General features: G+C 73.7%; 13 protein-coding genes. 6 read left to right on the top strand and 7 right to left on the bottom strand.

Annotated features, from left to right (window positions below; translation table 11 throughout):
* Nucleotides 1–7 precede the first annotated feature (7 nt).
* Complete coding sequence (locus ACOOHC_RS08715) at nt 8–967, bottom strand: COX15/CtaA family protein (RefSeq protein WP_420453601.1); 960 nt, start codon at nt 965–967, stop codon at nt 8–10.
* Between the two features lie 33 nt (nt 968–1,000).
* Between ACOOHC_RS08715 and ACOOHC_RS08710 the strand changes: the two genes are divergently transcribed.
* Complete coding sequence (locus ACOOHC_RS08710) at nt 1,001–2,149, top strand: hypothetical protein (protein WP_420453600.1); 1,149 nt, start codon at nt 1,001–1,003, stop codon at nt 2,147–2,149.
* A gap of 124 nt (nt 2,150–2,273) precedes the next feature.
* Here the strand turns inward: ACOOHC_RS08710 and ACOOHC_RS08705 are convergent, their stop codons facing one another.
* Genes ACOOHC_RS08705 through ACOOHC_RS08695 form a run of 3 tightly spaced genes read right to left on the bottom strand, consistent with a single transcriptional unit; the run spans nt 2,274 to nt 4,867 of the window.
* Entirely contained in the window at nt 2,274–3,068 is a 795-nt protein-coding gene (locus ACOOHC_RS08705; RefSeq protein WP_420453599.1) for an SDR family NAD(P)-dependent oxidoreductase, read from the bottom strand.
* A complete protein-coding gene (locus tag ACOOHC_RS08700; protein WP_420453598.1) occupies nt 3,065–4,171 on the bottom strand; it encodes a class I SAM-dependent methyltransferase in 1,107 nt (368 codons plus the stop codon). The genes ACOOHC_RS08705 and ACOOHC_RS08700 overlap by 4 nt, the downstream gene beginning before the upstream one ends.
* 18 nt (nt 4,172–4,189) lie before the next feature.
* Entirely contained in the window at nt 4,190–4,867 is a 678-nt protein-coding gene (locus tag ACOOHC_RS08695; protein ID WP_420453597.1) for a histidine phosphatase family protein, read from the bottom strand.
* A 24-nt stretch (nt 4,868–4,891) separates the two neighbouring features.
* Here ACOOHC_RS08695 and ACOOHC_RS08690 point away from each other — a divergent pair, with 24 nt between their 5' ends.
* The gene (locus tag ACOOHC_RS08690) at nt 4,892–5,683 is read left to right on the top strand and encodes a DUF2510 domain-containing protein (RefSeq protein ID WP_420453596.1); all 792 of its coding nucleotides are present in this window, start codon (nt 4,892–4,894) and stop codon (nt 5,681–5,683) included.
* Here ACOOHC_RS08690 and ACOOHC_RS08685 read toward each other — a convergent pair.
* Both ACOOHC_RS08685 and ACOOHC_RS08680 read right to left on the bottom strand, forming a co-directional pair.
* On the bottom strand, nt 5,611–7,557 hold the full coding sequence (locus ACOOHC_RS08685; RefSeq protein ID WP_420453595.1) for an ABC transporter ATP-binding protein: 1,947 nt from the start codon (nt 7,555–7,557) through the stop codon (nt 5,611–5,613). The genes ACOOHC_RS08690 and ACOOHC_RS08685 overlap by 73 nt on opposite strands.
* Nucleotides 7,554–9,338 carry an ABC transporter ATP-binding protein gene (locus tag ACOOHC_RS08680; RefSeq protein ID WP_420453594.1) on the bottom strand — a complete coding sequence of 595 codons (1,785 nt, stop codon included), beginning with the start codon at nt 9,336–9,338 and terminating at the stop codon, nt 7,554–7,556. Before ACOOHC_RS08680 ends, ACOOHC_RS08685 begins: the two co-directional genes overlap by 4 nt.
* A 43-nt stretch (nt 9,339–9,381) precedes the next feature.
* Between ACOOHC_RS08680 and ACOOHC_RS08675 the strand changes: the two genes are divergently transcribed.
* Together ACOOHC_RS08675 and ACOOHC_RS08670 are read left to right on the top strand one after the other, a co-directional pair.
* Entirely contained in the window at nt 9,382–9,975 is a 594-nt protein-coding gene (locus ACOOHC_RS08675) for a hypothetical protein (protein ID WP_420453593.1), read from the top strand.
* Between the two features lie 9 nt (nt 9,976–9,984).
* A complete protein-coding gene (locus ACOOHC_RS08670) occupies nt 9,985–11,184 on the top strand; it encodes an acyl-CoA dehydrogenase family protein (RefSeq protein WP_420453592.1) in 1,200 nt (399 codons plus the stop codon).
* Here the strand turns inward: ACOOHC_RS08670 and ACOOHC_RS08665 are convergent.
* Nucleotides 11,175–11,840: a DapH/DapD/GlmU-related protein gene (locus tag ACOOHC_RS08665; RefSeq protein ID WP_420453591.1), complete on the bottom strand. Its 666-nt coding sequence runs from the start codon at nt 11,838–11,840 to the stop codon at nt 11,175–11,177. The two genes, ACOOHC_RS08670 and ACOOHC_RS08665, sit on opposite strands and share 10 nt — an antisense overlap.
* A 65-nt stretch (nt 11,841–11,905) precedes the next feature.
* Here ACOOHC_RS08665 and ACOOHC_RS08660 point away from each other — a divergent pair, with 65 nt between their 5' ends.
* Both ACOOHC_RS08660 and ACOOHC_RS08655 read left to right on the top strand, forming a co-directional pair.
* Nucleotides 11,906–13,798, top strand: coding sequence for a hypothetical protein (locus ACOOHC_RS08660; protein ID WP_420453590.1), 1,893 nt, complete (start codon nt 11,906–11,908; stop codon nt 13,796–13,798).
* Nucleotides 13,795–15,177, top strand: a complete 1,383-nt coding sequence (locus ACOOHC_RS08655; RefSeq protein ID WP_420453589.1) for a carboxylesterase/lipase family protein — start codon at nt 13,795–13,797, stop codon at nt 15,175–15,177. The genes ACOOHC_RS08660 and ACOOHC_RS08655 overlap by 4 nt, the downstream gene beginning before the upstream one ends.
* Nucleotides 15,178–15,300 lie beyond the last annotated feature (123 nt).

Here is a 15,300-nt window from a genome sequence, read left to right as displayed (position 1 = left end):
CCGTACCCTAGACGACCGACCCGGCGCTCCCCGCGAACCGGCCCGGGCGGTCGGCCGGGCGCCCCCGCTCGGCGCCGGCGACCGAGCGGGATCGTGCCTCGAGGGCCATGCGCACCGTCAGCACCCACAGCAGGGTCGCCCCGGCCACGTGCGCCGCGACCAGCAGCTCGGGGACCCCGGTGAAGTACTGGGCGTACCCGATCGCTCCCTGGACCATGGCGACGAACGTCCACGCGGACAGCGACGATCGGAGCACGAGCGGGTCGCGCGCAGCGAGCCGCCACGCGAGCGCTCCGGCCACCAGCACGGTGGCGATGACGACCCCGCTGTGGATCCGCGCGACTCCGCCGATGTCGAAGCCGAAGCGGCGGACGTCGCGCTCGCCGGCGTGGGGACCGGCACCGGTGACGACCGTCCCGGTCACGAGGGCGAGCGCGGTCAGCACGCCGATCGCTGCGACGAGGGCTCCGTCGAGGCCGCCCCCCGGAGCGGGAGCCGCCGTCGGCTCGGGACCGGGGTCGAGCGCCGCCCCCGCCCGCCGCAGCGCGACGAGGGCCAGCGCGATCGACGCCATCGCGAGCAGGAAGTGGGACTGGACGAGCGCGGGATGGAGGTCCCGGCGCACGGCGATGCCCCCGACGACCCCGTTCGCGAGCACCGTGGCCAGCACGCCGAACGCGGGCCAGCGCAGACCCGAGCCCCGACGCGTCGCTCGCAGCGCGACCACCGCGAGCCCGAGCGTGGGGACGCCGATCGCCGCGCTCAGCAGCCGGTTGAGCTGCTCGATCGCGGCGTGACCCGTCGAGACGTCGATGAAGCGCTGCTCGTTGCAGTTCGGCCAGTCGTCGCACCCGAGACCGCTCCCGGTCAGGCGCACGATCGCACCGGCGACGACGAGCACGCAGAGCCCCACGACGGTCACGCGGGCGAGCAGTTGGTAGGTGGCGATGCTCGAGCGGCGACCCATGGCGACGCCCACGATACGGCTACCGTCGCGTCGGTGCTCAGCTCGTTCGACGACTTCCCGATCCACCAGACGTCGCGACCCGTCGCGCGCACCTCGACGAGCGACCTCAACCACTACGACCGGTACTTCTTCAACGGCTACACCCGAGACACCCGCATCTTCTTCGCCGCCGCGATGGGGCTGTACCCGAACCGCCACGTCGCCGACGCGTCGTTCAGCGTGGTCGTCGACGGCGGGACGGCCGACGCCCGCCAGATCAACGTCCACTCCTCCCGCCGTGCACCGACCGATCGTGCCGAGGCGAACCGGGTCGGCCCCATCGAGGTGCGCGTCCTCGAACCGCTCGGGACCCACCGCCTGACCGTCGACGCTCCCGAGCACGGGCTGCGCTGCGACCTGACGATGGTGCGTCGGTCCGCTCCGATCGAGGAGCCGCCCTTCTTCCACCAGGTCGGGCACCGCGTCGTGATGGACTCGACGCGCATGACCCAGTTCGGGCAGTGGGAGGGATGGGTCGAGGTCGACGGCGAGCGCGTCGACCTCGGACCCGGCGAGACGCTCGGCTCGCGCGACCGCTCGTGGGGGGTCCGGCCGGTGGGCGAGCGCGCCCCGGTCGGCGCACCCGTCGCCGATCCGCAGTTCTTCTGGCTGTGGGCCCCGATCAACTTCGAGGGGTTCTCCACCCACTTCGACGTCAACGAGCACTTCGACGGCCGTCGCTGGCACGAGTCCGGCTTCGTGACCCTCGCCCCCGCCGACGGCCAGGTCCCCGAGCCGGCCGAGGCGATGCGCGCCGTCGACTACCGGCTCACGTGGCGACCGGGGACCCGGGCGGCGGCGTCGTTCGAGGTCGACCTCGTGCCGTTCTCCGGCGAGCCGTCGACGATCGTCCTCGAGCCGCTGTTCGACTTCCACATGCTCGGCATCGGCTACACCCACCCCGAGTGGGGCCACGGCGTGTGGAAGGGCGAGTCCGAGGTCGCCGGCGACCGTTGGGACCTGCCGGTGGCCGACCCGACGGCACCGCACCACGTCCACGTGCAGACGGTGGTGACCGCCACGACGTCGGGCGCGGTCGGGGTGCACGAGGGGCTCGGCGTGCTCGAGCAGCTCGCGATCGGTCGCCACGACCCCTCGGGGTTGTCGGGGTTGTTCGACGGGTCCCCCCCTCCCGGCGCCTGACCGGCGCCGCCCGACCGCGGAGGTCGCGCGACGACGTCCGGACGGGACGGTCGCCCGCGCCGCGACGATCGCCCTCGCGCCCCGCTGCGTGCGACGCGGGACGGGGCGGATCGACGACGGGTCGTCACGTGTGCCGGATGGACATCCCGCCGTCGACCGGGACGGCGACCCCGTTGACGAAGCTCGACGCCGGGAGGCACAGGTTGAGGGTCATGTGCGCCACCTCCTCCGGATCGCCGTAGCGGCGCAGCGGGACCCGGCGCCGGGCGTAGGTCGCCTTCGCCTCTGCGTCGATCGGTGCGGTCATCGCGGTGTCGATCGGGCCCGGGCAGACGCAGTTCACGGTCACGCCGTGGCGCCCGAGCTCGACCGCGAACGACTTCGTCAGACCGATCACCCCCGCCTTGGTCGCCGCGTACGCCGCCAGACCGGGCGTGGTGACGATCGCCTCGGTCGACGCGATGTTGACGACCCGACCGGCGCCGCTCGCGCTGAGGTGGGGCAGGGCGAGTCGCAGCAGCCGGGCGTGGGCGGTGAGGTTGACGTCGAGGGTGCGCGCCCAGTTGGTCTCGAACTCGTCGTCGGGCTGGAAGGCGCTGCCGGCGAGCGAGATCCCGGCGTTGTTGACCACCACGTCGATCCCCCCGCCCCACTCGACGGTCGCCTCCACGAGCGCCCGGAGCTGGTCCGGCTCGGCCACGTCGGTGACCACGCCGAGCGCGGCGTCGGCTCCGTGGACCTCGCGGATCGCCTGGACGACCTCGTCGACGCGCTGCTGACCGAGGTCGGCGACCACGACGCGTGCCCCCTCGTCGGCGAACAGGTACGCCGTCGCCCGCCCCATCCCGCTCGCGGCCCCGGTCACGATCGCGACCTTCCCCTCGACCGAGCGCGACAGCTCGCTCAACCGCCCGCTCACGGCCGCACCTCGTAGAACGCGTTCGTGCTGTGGTCGACGTCCATCGCGCGGAACTCGGAGAAGCCCGCCTCGGCGGCCATGTCCCTGGCTCTCGACGCCGGGAGGCCGAGCGTGCCGAGGCCGGCCCCGTCGGGTTCGGACAGCGCCGAGCTCATGCACGACAGCACGCTGATGCCGTACATCAGCGGTGCCATCGGGTTCTTCTCGACGTTCTCGGCGAAGCTGTCGCGCCCCTTGATGTCGACGAGCAGCCAGGTCCCGTCGTCGCGGACCGCGGAGCGGATCGAGCGCATCACCTCGAGCGGGTGCGTCATGTCGTGGATGCAGTCGAACGTCGTGACCAGGTCGCACGAGCCGTCGTCGGGCATCGGCTCGTCGCGGGGGTCCGCGAAGCGGGCGTTGCCCACCCCGCTGGCGGCGAGGCGGTCGGCGGCACGGGCCAGCGCGTGCTCGGAGATGTCGTAGCCGACGAAGGTGCTCCGCGGGAACGCCTCGGCCATCATCAGCACCGCTCCCCCGGCACCGCACCCGATGTCGATGACGGCCGCTCCCCGCTCCAGGCGCTCCACCGTGCCGTCGAGGGCGGGCAGCACGGTGTCGATCAGGTGATGGCGCATCCAGGGCTCGAAGCTGCGCTCGATGCCGACCGCCCCCTCGGGGCCGTGGCTGTCGTAGTCGTGGCCGACCCCGGTGCGGAAGCTCTCGGGCATCCGCTCGAGCGCCGCCATCGTCTGCGGGAAGCGGTGGAACATCCCCATCCCGTACGCGACGTGATCGGGCGACGCGAGCACGGCCACGGCCTCGGGCGACATCGAGAACCGCTCGGGGCTGGCGGCGGTGTCGACGTCGAGGATCCGAGCCGCCGCCTGGTTGTGAGCCCACTCGCGCACCCAGCGCTCGTCGAGATCGGCGGCGTCCGCGAGCTCGGCGGTCGTGGCGGGGCGGGCCAGGCCGGCGAGCGCCGCGTAGAGCCCGAGTCGGTCACCGAGGTGGATCATCCCGGCCGTGACCGCGCCGCTCAGGTGCGTGAAGACGTTGAGGTTGAACATCTTCAACCGGTCGGGGTCGATCTCGCGGCCGGCGTCGGTCGTTGCGTGGCTCATGGAGCCGAACCGTAGAGGTCAGCGGGTGCGCTGATCGGCCCCGAGGTGCTCGACGTCGCTCAGCTTGGTCAGGCTGAAGGTGGAGCCCTCGGCGACCTCCAACGCCTCGAGGCGGCTGATCGAGGAGTGACCGAGGACGAACCGATCCCACTCCCACGGCGTGGGCGGCAGGCCGAGCAGGTGCGCGATGGTGACCGAGTTGGTCCCGGCGTGGGCGACGAGGGCCACGCGCGATCCCGGCTCGGCGATCTCCCAGATCGGGAGCTCGACGTCGCTGCGCACCATCCCCCGCTCCGCGAAGAACTCGGTGGCACCCCGCCGGATGCGAGCGGTGAAGTCGCGGATCGACTCTCCGCCCTCCAGCCCGCTCCACCGCTGCTCGGTCGGTCGGCCGCGCAGCTCGGCGTACGCTGCCTCGGCCTTGTCCTGGGGGGTGCCGTGCCAGGCGGGGTCGCGGATCTCCTCCAACCAGGGGGCGATCTCCTCGCTCCGTCCGAGCGCCTCGAACAGCGGAGCGGCGGTCTGGCGTGCTCGCACCAGCGGCGAGCACCACACCTCGTCGAAGGACTCGCCGGCCAGCGCCGCGGCCATCGCGGCGGCCTGGGCGTGGCCGAGCTCGGTGAGCGGGGGGTCGATGACGTTGAGGCCCTGGCGGACCCACTCCGGTTGCCCGTGGCGGATGAACACGATCTCCATCGGGTCGACACTAGGTTCCCACCCGTGGCCGTGGACGTTCCCTCGAACCCGGGAGGCGACGACGACAGCGCCGGCTCCGGCGACGGCGGCGGCCGGGGCCAGGTCGTCACCGCCGGGTGGTACCCCGACCCCGCCGGCGACCACGAGCTGCGCTACCACAACGGCGTCCGGTGGACCGGGGACGTGTCGACCGACGGGGACCGCTCGGTCGGACCCCTCGACCCGTCGTGGGCCGCCGCGGCTCCGTCGAGGGGGAGCGCCACGGCGCCGTCGCGAGCGGGGACGGTCGCGCTGGCGTGCGGGGTCGCCGCGCTGACGATCGGCTGGATCCCGTTCGCGTGCGCCCTCGGAGCGATCCTCGCGGTGATCGCGATCGTGGCGGGGGTGCGAGCCCGCCGTGACCCGCGGACCTCGGGCGCCGGCGACGCCGGGTTGGTGACCGGGATCGCCGCGCTCGGCTTCGTCGCGGCCGGGACGTGGTTCAGCGTCGCCCTCGTCCAGGCCGTGGCCCGCTTCGAGGACCCCGGAGCCCACCGCGTCGAGATCGTCTCGTGCGCTCGCTCCGAGGAGGAGACCACCGCCGTCGGCGAGGTCGAGAACCTCGAGGGCGAGGTGCGCAGCTACGTGATCGAGGTCGAGTTCGCACCGGAGGGCCCCGAGTCGCTCGACCGCACGGCATCGGTCGAGGTCGACGACGTCGAGCCGGGAGGGACCCGCTCGTTCACCGTCGTCCAGGGTCTGCGCTACCGCGATCTCGACTGCACCGTGTCGGAGGTCACCGGTCCCGCTCCGCTCGGGTTGGACCTCGATCGCTGAGATCCGTCCGGACGGTGCGAGGCGTCCGGACGGTGGGGGGCGTGCGGCCCGGCGTGCCGGTCGTCGGCGTCGACCGTGGTCGCCGAGACCCAGGCGTCGTGGAGGCGTCGGTACGTCCCGTCGGCCGCGATCAGCTCGGCGTGCGACCCGTCCTCGACCAGGCGTCCCGCGTCGAGCACGAGGACGCGGTCCGCTCGAGCGGCGGTCGACAGCCGGTGGGCGATGGCGATGGTCGTGCGCCCGGTCGACAGCCGCTCGAGGGCGTGCGCGACGCGGACCTCGGTGAGGGCGTCGACCGAGGAGGTCGCCTCGTCGAGGATCAGCACGTCGGGGTCGGCCAGCCCGGCGCGCAGCAGGGCCACGAGCTGGCGCTCGCCGGCGGAGAGGTGCTCTCCGCGCTGGCCGACCACGGTGTCGAGCCCCTCGCCGAGCGCGTCGATCCACTCCTCGGCGCCGAGATCGGCGACGACCCGCTCGATCGCGGCGTCGTCGGCTGCCGGCCGGGCGAAGCGCACGTTCGCGCGGACGGTGTCGTCGAAGAGGAACGGCTCCTGGGACACGACCACGAGGCGTCGACGCAGCTCGTCGTCGTCGAGGTCGCGCACGTCGACACCGCCGATGCGCACCGTGCCCGAACCGACGTCGGCGAAGCGCGCGACGAGGCGACCGAGCGTCGTCTTGCCCGACCCGGTCTCGCCGACGACCGCCACCTGCTGGCCGGCGGGGATCGCGATCGAGACGTGGTCGACGACGTCGACCGTCGTCGCCGGGTAGCGGAAGGAGACGTCGACCACCTCGATCCCGATCGGTCCGGACCGCAGCGGCGACGGGTCGGCCGGGGCCGGCGGTCCGACCGGGAGGTCGAGGACGGTCAGCACGCGCCTCAGCCCCGCGACGGCGGTCTGGGTCTGGTCGATGATCTCGGTGAACTCCGCGACGGGCTCGAGGAACCGGTAGGTGAGGAACACGAACCCGACGATCGCCCCCGCGGTGAGGCCGCCGGCGTCGCCGCGCGCCACCCCCACCACGACGACCGCCGACACGGTGAGCACCGAGAAGACCTCCCCGGACGGGAACAGGAACGCCCCGATCCACGCGGCGCGGATCTGCTCGCGCGCCTTGCTCTCGGTCGCGTCGCGGACGATGCCGCCCATGTGGTCGCCCGCGTCGTAGGCGCGGATCGTCGTCGAGCCCGACACGACCTCCGCGATCGCCCCGAGCATGTCGCCGTTGCGCTCGCGCGCTCGGCCGTGGGCGACGACGAGCCGCTTCTGCACGATGCGCAGCACGAGCGCGAGCGGGATCGCGACGACGAACGTGACCGTCGCGAGCAACGGGTCGTACACGACCATCACCGTCGCCACGATCACCATCAGCGCCGAGTTGCGCATCCACGACATCCCACCCCACTGGAAGAACTGGGCGAGCGTCTCGATGTCGCTGGTCACGCGCGCGACGAGAGCTCCCCGGCGCTCCTCGGAGTGGTCGGCGAGGCTCAGGCCGTGGATGTGGGCGATCAGTCGCTCGCGCAGGTCCTGCAGCGCCTGCTCGCTGCGCACCCCGAGCCGGTACTGGGCCTGGCGGAACGCGACGGCGGCGATCACCACCGCGATCGCCCCCAGCACGCACAGCTGCGCGACGAGCCCGACGTCGACCGCGTCGGCGCCGTCGCCGTCGGCACCCGCGATCCCCCGGTCGATCGCCTGCTGGATGAGGATCGGCACCACGACGCGCCCGGCCGAGCCGACGGCCGCGAGCGCGAACGTGATCCACAGACCGTGGCGCAGGACGGGGGCCGCGCGCAGCCCGCGCCGGATCGTGGTCGTCGCCGACTCCTCGACGTCGAGGCTCGACGACATCGCCGCCTCGGTCACCGCGCCGCGCTCCGGTCGGTCTCGAACGCGCGCACCAGATCGCGGTACCCGGGCTGGTCGGCGAGCAACCGGTCGTGGGGACCGTGCCCCGCGACCCTCCCCGCCCGCACGTAGACGACGTCGTCGGCGAGCGCGATGGTCGACGGCCTCGACGCGATCAGCAGCACGGTCGCGTCGAGGGCCGCCCGCAGCCGCTCGAGGACGACGGCCTCCGTCGCCGGGTCGAGCGCCGAGGTGGTGTCGTCGAGCACCAGGATCCGCGGCGAGCGGACCAGGGCGCGCGCCAGCGCCACCCGCTGGCGCTGCCCGCCGCTGAGGCTCACGCCACGCTCGCCCACGACCGTGTCGAGCCGGCCCGGGAGACCGGCGACGAACTCGTCGGCCGCGGCGACGTGGAGCGCCGCCCACACCTGGTCGTCGTCGACGTCACCGCCGAACGCGACGTTGTCGCGCACCGTGCCCGACACGAGGAACGCCTCCTGCAGGACGATCGCGCGCGGGCCGGCGGCGAGCGCGACCGAGCCGGTCGTCGGGGCGGTCAGCCCCAGCACGACGTCGGCGAGGGTCGACTTCCCCGCACCGGTCGCGCCGACCACGGCGGTGATCGTGCCGAGCGCCAGCTCGAGGTCGACGTCGACGAGCGTCGGCTCGTCGTCGCCCTCGTGGGAGAAGCCCACCCCGCGGAGCGCGATCCCGACGCCCTCGGGAGGTCGTCGGATCGAGGCGGCGGGGTCGTCGAGCACGTCCTCGCGCACGATCGCCTGGATCCTCGTCCAGGCGGCCATCGAGCGCGGCAGCTCGGAGAGGGCGTACCCGATCAGCCGCAGCGGGAGGACGAGCAGGGTGAACAGGAAGATGACGCTGGAGAAGTCACCGACCGTGATGTCGCCCGACTCGACGCGCGCGGCGCCGAGCAGGACGAGGCCGATGTTCGCGAGCGCCGGGATCATGTCCGTGAGGGCCTCGAACCAGCTCCGCCGCACCACGGCCTCGACGCGCGAGGCGCGCACCCGGTCGGCGAGGGAGGCGAGGCGGCGCGTCTCGCGATCCGCCGCGCCGTACGACTTGACGAGCTGCACCCCCTCGAAGCTCTCGTGGACCGCCGCCGAGAAGTCGCCGAGCTGCTCCTGGGCGCGGGCGTAGTAGCCCGTGACGGAGCGCTCGTAGACCACGTTGGTCACCACGACGAGGGGGAACACGACGACGGCCACCGCACCGAGCCAGACGTCGATCGCGAACAGCCAGACCGTCGAGACCGCGATCATCACGAGGGTGCTCGTGGCGAACGGGATGGGCGCGATCACGCTGACGGTCGTCTCGGTGTCGACGCCCGCCCGGGCGACCAGGTCGCCGTCGGCGTGGCGGCGGTGCCAGGACACCGGCTGGCGGATCAGCCGGTCGAGGACCTGATCGGTGTAGCTCTGCGCGACCCTCCACATGCCGGTCGAGGCGAACGCCCGTCGGAAGACCACCCCGACCGCGCGCACGATCCCGATCCCCACGATCAGGGCGACCCCGGTGATCACCGTCGCGGTGGCCACCTCGCCGTCGGCGAAGCGGGCGAGCACCACCTCGTCGATCACCCAACGGAGCGCGAAGCTCGATGCGACGGTGCCGACGGCGAACACCGCCGCCCCGGCGAAGGACAGCGCGAACGAGCGCGGGTGCAGCGTCAGCATCGACCGGATCAGGGCGAGGTCGGCGCGCACCCGCCCGAAGCGGGTCCGGCGCGAGCGACGTCGGGGCCCGGAGGAGGGCGCGGGGGCGTCGTCGACCGTCACGGCGCGTTTCTACCAGCGGGCACGTGCCGTAGCGTCGGGAGTCGTGGTGACTCCTGCCGACGCCCAGCGCGAACCCGGTGCGCCGCGCTTCGGTGACGACGAACCCACCGACGAGCGCACGCCCGAGGGCTCGCGCCGCGCCGGCTCCCTCGTCGCCCGGGTCGCGCTGGTCGTCGGATCCATCGGGTTCGCCGCGTTCTGGATCTGGGCGCTGTTCTTCATCGACAAGACGGCGGTCAACAAGATCGAGGATCGCGCCTGGGCGGCGCGCGCCGAGGAGATCTGCGCACCGGTCGAGGTCGAGCTCCGCCGCCTCGAGCTGCAGGCCTCCCCCGACATCGGCGTCCGCGCCGACCTCGTCGTGCGCTCGACCGACCTGCTCTCGGGGATGCTCGACGACATCACCGCCGTCACCCCGGCCGACGACAAGGGCCGTGCGATCGTGCCGGACTGGATCGCCGACTACCGCACCCTGCTGCGTGACCGCTACGACTACGCGGATCGCCTCCGTGCGGGTCGCGACGGCCCGTTCACCGAGACGGCGGTGCAGGGCGTGCCGATCACCGAGCGCATCGAGACCTTCGCGGGCGACAACGAGATGCCGAGTTGCGCGCCGCCCCGCTCCGGCGTCGTGTAGGTGACCCGGGTGCCGCTCGACGATCCCGGTGCGACGTCGGGCACCGCCGACCCCGACGAGCTCGTGCGACGGGCGCAGGCGGTGGCCGACGACCTCCTGGCCCCGGCGGCCCAGGTCGTCGACCGCTCCACGAGCGTCCCGGCGTCCCACCTCGACGCGCTCTCCGACGCCGGGCTGTTCGGCGTGGCGGGCCCACGCTCGGCCGGCGGATCCGCGCTCGACGGCGACCGCCTGCGTCGGACGTTCGCCGCGCTGGCCGGCGGATGCGGGGCGACCTTCTTCGTGTGGGCCCAGCACCACGGCGTCGTCGGGCTGCTCGCCGCCGGCGAGCGCGACGACCTGCGCGAGCGTTGGCTGGCTCCGATGTGCGCCGGTGAGGTGCGGGCGGGGACGGCCTTCGCCCACCTCCGCCGACCCGGTCCCCCGATGATCACCGCCCACCGCGAGCCCCGTGGGTGGCGCATCGAGGGACGGGCGCCGTGGACGACCTCGTGGGGGATCGCGGACGTGTTCACCGTCGCGGCCGAGACCGACGACGGCCGGGTGGTGTGGGCGCTCGTCGAGGGTCCGACGTCGACGTCGACGACCGTGCCGTCGATCCACGCCGAACCGCTCGCGCTCCCGGTCCTCGCCGCGACGCGGACCGCCGCGCTGCGCTTCGACCGGCTCCACGTCGGCGACGCCGACGTGGTCTCGATCGGTGTCGCCGATCGATGGCGAGCGGCGGACCGGGTGCGCTCCGCCCGCGGCTCACCCGCGGCGCTCGGCGTGGCCCACCGGGCGATCGCCGGGATCGACGGCTCCGACGCGGGCGCGCGGGCCGCCGTCTCGGGCCTGCGCCGAGATCTCGCCGCGGCGTGGGAGACCGACGAGGCGCTCGCACGCGCGCTCGAACCGGCGGCGAGCGACACCGACGACGTCCGCCGCGCCGACGTCGTCGACCGGGCGTCCGAGCACCGGGCGTCGAACCTCGACCTCGCCCGGCGGGCCACGACGGCGGCGCTCGCCGCCGCCGGCGGTCGTGCGATGGAGCTGTCGCACCCGGCCCAGCGCCTCGCCAGGGAGGCCGCGTTCTACGTCGTGCAGGCCCAGACCGCCGACGGCCGCGCCGCGACCCTGGCCGCGCAGTCGTCGTCGGCCGGGGGGACCGGGCTCCCCGCCCGGGTCGGTGCGGTCGACGGGACCGGGCGGGCCGCGGCTCAGAGCTGACGGATCACGCGCGCCGGGACTCCCGCGGCGATGCAGTGGTCGGGCAGGAACCCGCGCACCACGCTGTTCGCCCCGACCACGACGTGGCGCCCGATCCGCGAACCGGGCAGCACCACGGTCCCGTGGCCGAGCCACGAGCCGTCGCCGACGGACACCGGCCGCTCGGGCATGGCCTGGCGCGAGATCGGCAGATCGCGGTCCTCGTAGCCGTGGTTCTGGTCGGTGATGTAGACGTGGTGACCGGTCCACACGTCGTCGCCGATGCGGATCTCGAGGTGCCCGACGATCGCGCTCCCCTTGCCGAACAGGCACCGGTCCCCGATCTCGACGACCGGGTCGGTCACCATCCGCTGGCCCTCGCCCATCCCGGCGGACAGGGTCATCCCGGGGCCGAAGACGGTGTCGCGGCCGATGCGCACGTAGCGCTCGTTGAGCAGAGCGGTCGGGGGGAAGCAGATGACGCTGCCCGCGCCGAACCGGCCGAAGCGGTCGCCCCGGCGCGTCCCGGATCGGATCGCCGCCACCTCGCAGGCGGCGTCCCACCCGCGGTGGACGAGCTCGCCGGCGACCCCGCGCAGCGCCGCGCCGAGCCGCCGACCGCCACCTGGAGCCGGGCCGTGCGAGGTGGGCTCGGGGCGCGATCCTCGTCCGTGCACCACGCAACGGTACGGCACGCAGCGCGTCTCGTCGCACCGGTGGTCGGCGGGTAGGTTCGATCCGCATGCTGTGGGCAGCGCGGTTCGGACCCCTCGCGCTCGCGGTGGTCGTGATCGCGACGATCGCGAGCGGGTCGGCCACCCCCGCCCGCGCCGAGCCGATCTCCGACGCGGCGCGCGAGCTCGTCGAGCGCCACGCCCCGATCGTGCGCGTCGCACCCCAGCGCTCCGAGTGCGACCCCGAGGGCGAACCGTTCGCGCCGATGTCGGTCGACCTGGTCCTGGGCAACGACGACGTCACCCTGCGCCAGGCCGGAGCCGGCGACCCGGTCGTCACCCGCGCTCCGACCGCACGGGACCTGCGCGGGCGTGGCGCGGGGTTCTTCCTCGACTTCAACGGGATCGCGGTCGAGCTCGGGTGCGTCTACGAGCGCGACTACCGCGAGTACTCGCGCGGGCGGCCCGCCGTCGTGTACGCCCACGTCGTGGCCCAGGACGACGCTCCCGGCCTCCTCGCCGTCCAGTACTGGCTGTACTGGTACTACAACGACTGGAACAACAAGCACGAGAGCGACTGGGAGTTCATCCAGCTGCTGTTCGAGGCGTCCTCGGTCGACGAGGCGCTGGACGCGGCACCGGTGGAGGTCGGCTACGCGCAGCACGAGGGAGGTGAGCGGACGTCGTGGGGCGGCGACGAGCTCGAGCTCGACGGCGACCACCCGGTCGTCTACCCCTCCCGGGGTTCCCACGCCAGCTACTTCGAGCGCGCCCTGTTCCTCGGTCGGCGTGGCAACGAGGGCATCGGGTGCGACACGACGACCGACAACGTGCGCGAGATCCGCCCGGAGGTGGTGCTGCTGCCCGACTCCGCCGACGACGGCCCAGCGGAGCTGGCGTGGCTCGACTTCGAGGGACGCTGGGGCGAGCGCGGCAGCGGGCCCTTCGACGGTCCGACCGGGCCGACGACCAAGCCGCGGTGGGATCGCCCCATCGAGTGGCACGACGGCTTGCGCTCCGCGTCCGCGCAGGTCCCGGGCGGGGAGGAGGCGAACTCGACGGTCCTCACCTCGTTCTGCTCGGTCGTCGAGTTCGCGTCGAACCAGTGGCGCTCCGCCCAGGTGTCGCCGCTGCGGTCGCTGGTGATCGGCGCTCTGGCGCTGCTCGTCGTGCGCGGCCTCGTCGGTCGCACGGAGTGGACGGCCGTCTCGCCGACGCCGCTGCGCGAGCGCCGCCGAGTCGGCCAGAAGCTGCGTGCGGCGGTCACCTGCTACGTCAGCTCGAGGGGAGCGCTGCTCGGGATCGCCGTGCTCTACGTCCCCTTGGCGCTGGTCGTCGCCGTCGTCGGGTGGGTCGGGTCGTTCACCGCCGCCCAGACCGTCGCGGCGCTGCTGACGTCGGTGATGTTCCTGGTGGTCAGCGTCCTCGTGTCGGCGTACTGGCACCTCGAGAGCCGCGACGAGGAGCGCACGCTGCGCGCCGCGGTCGACCTCGCCCTGCATCGCGGCGGCGCGATCGTGCTCTCCCTCGGCCTCGCCCTCGCCGTGGTCGCGATCCTGGCCCTGACCGTCGTGGGCATCCCCCTCGCCATCCGCCAGATCGTCCGGTACCAGTTCGTCATCCCGGTCGCGACGACCGAGGGGCTGAGCGGCCGTGACGCGCTGCGCCGCAGCGGGGCGCTGGTGCAGGGGAGGTGGTGGAACACCGGCGCCACCCTGCTCGTGCTCGTCGCCCTCGCCGCGCTGCTCAACAGCGCGCTCCAGCTCGGGCTGCTCGTCCTCCTCGACGGCGTCCCGCTGTGGAGCTACGTCGCGATCACCTTCCTCGCGACCGGGTTGTTCGTCCCGATGGTCGCCACCGCCCCCGCCCTGCTGTACGGCGACGCCGCCGCGATCGACGACGAGGCCCGGCGCCGTTCCCACGGCGAGGCGATGGTCGCGCCGGTAGCGTCGCCGTCGTGACGGGCACCGATCTCGGCGGCATCGACCGCGGCGCGAGCCGTGAGTTCCGGGGCATCCGGTTCGCGACGGCCGAGCGCTTCGAGCCCCCCGTCGACGTCGAGGCGGTCGTCTCGGTCGACGACGGGACGCGCTTCGGGCCGCAGGCCCCCCAGGTGGCCGGCGCGCTGGAGCGGATGCTCGGATCCTCCGAGCTCGCCGCGAGCGAGGACTGCCTCTTCCTCAACGTGTTCACCCCGGCGTGCGACGGGGCGCGCCGGCCGGTGATGGTGTGGATCCACGGAGGGGCCTTCGTCACCGGGACCGCCGCGATCCCCTGGTACGACGGTGCTCCCCTCGCCGAGCGCGGCGACATCGTCGTCGTCACCGTCAACTACCGCCTCGGCGCCCTCGGCTTCCTCGGGTCGCGGAACCTCGGCACCCTCGACCAGATCTCGGCGCTGCGGTGGGTGCGCCGCCACGTCACCGACTTCGGCGGCGATCCGGATCGGGTGACCGTGGTCGGCGAGTCGGCCGGGGGGTCGGCCGCCCTCTCGCTGCTCGCGGCGCCCACCGCCGACGATCTGGTCCACGCGGTCTGGGCGATGAGCCCGTCGATCCTCCAGCTCCGCACCCGCGAGCAGGGCGAGCGCCTCGAGCGGTCGTTCCTCGACCTGCTCGGCGGCGACGATCCGCGCACGGCGACCGTCGAGGCGATCCTCGACGCCCAGCTGCGGTTCCCGATGGCGACCGCCGGGATGCGGAACTTCGCCCCGACCGAGGGGACCGATGCCCTCCCCGACCCGGTCCTCGAGCGCGCCGGCGGTGACCAGCGGCCCCTGGTGATCGGCACCAACCGCGACGAGATGCTCCTGTTCACCGCCTTCGACCCGACGCGCGCCGGATGGGGCGACAGCGACGTCGAGCGCGAGTTCGCGGCGCGGCTCGGCGAACGGGCGGCGGTGGCGATCGAGACCTACCGGCGCCGCCGCCCGGGCGAGAGCGCGAGCGGGTTGGTGTCGGCGATGCAGACCGACGAGGTGTTCCGCCGCCCGGCGCAGCGCATCGGCGAGGCGCGGGCGCGATCGGGCGTCGCGACGTGGATGTACCTGTTCGATCAGGTCTCCACCGCGTTCGGCGGGATCCTCGGCGCCTGCCACGGCCTCGACATCCCGTACGCGTTCGACACGCTGTCGTCGCAGGGGGCCGAGACGCTCACCGGAGCCGACGCGCGCCGCCAGGAGGTCGCCGACGACTTCGCGGGCTCCGTGGTCGCCTTCGTCCGCGACGCCGACCCCGGTTGGGCGGCGTTCGATCTCGACCGACGCGCGACTCGTCGGATCGGGCCGGATCCGGAGGTCGTCGACGATCCCGAGCCCGAGCTCCGCCGGCTTTGGGACTGATCGGCCGCTCGGGGCGCACCATCGGAGCGGTTCGACGAGGGCGTCGGACGAGGCTCGGGTTTGGAACGCACCCGCAGGGGCCACCGTGGGGTGACCGCACCCGACTCCACGAGGAACCCCCCA

It is taken from the genome of Ilumatobacter sp., from assembly GCF_965215205.1.
In the GTDB taxonomy this organism is placed as follows: domain Bacteria; phylum Actinomycetota; class Acidimicrobiia; order Acidimicrobiales; family Ilumatobacteraceae; genus Ilumatobacter_A.
This window is presented reverse-complemented; position numbering and strand designations above follow the sequence as displayed.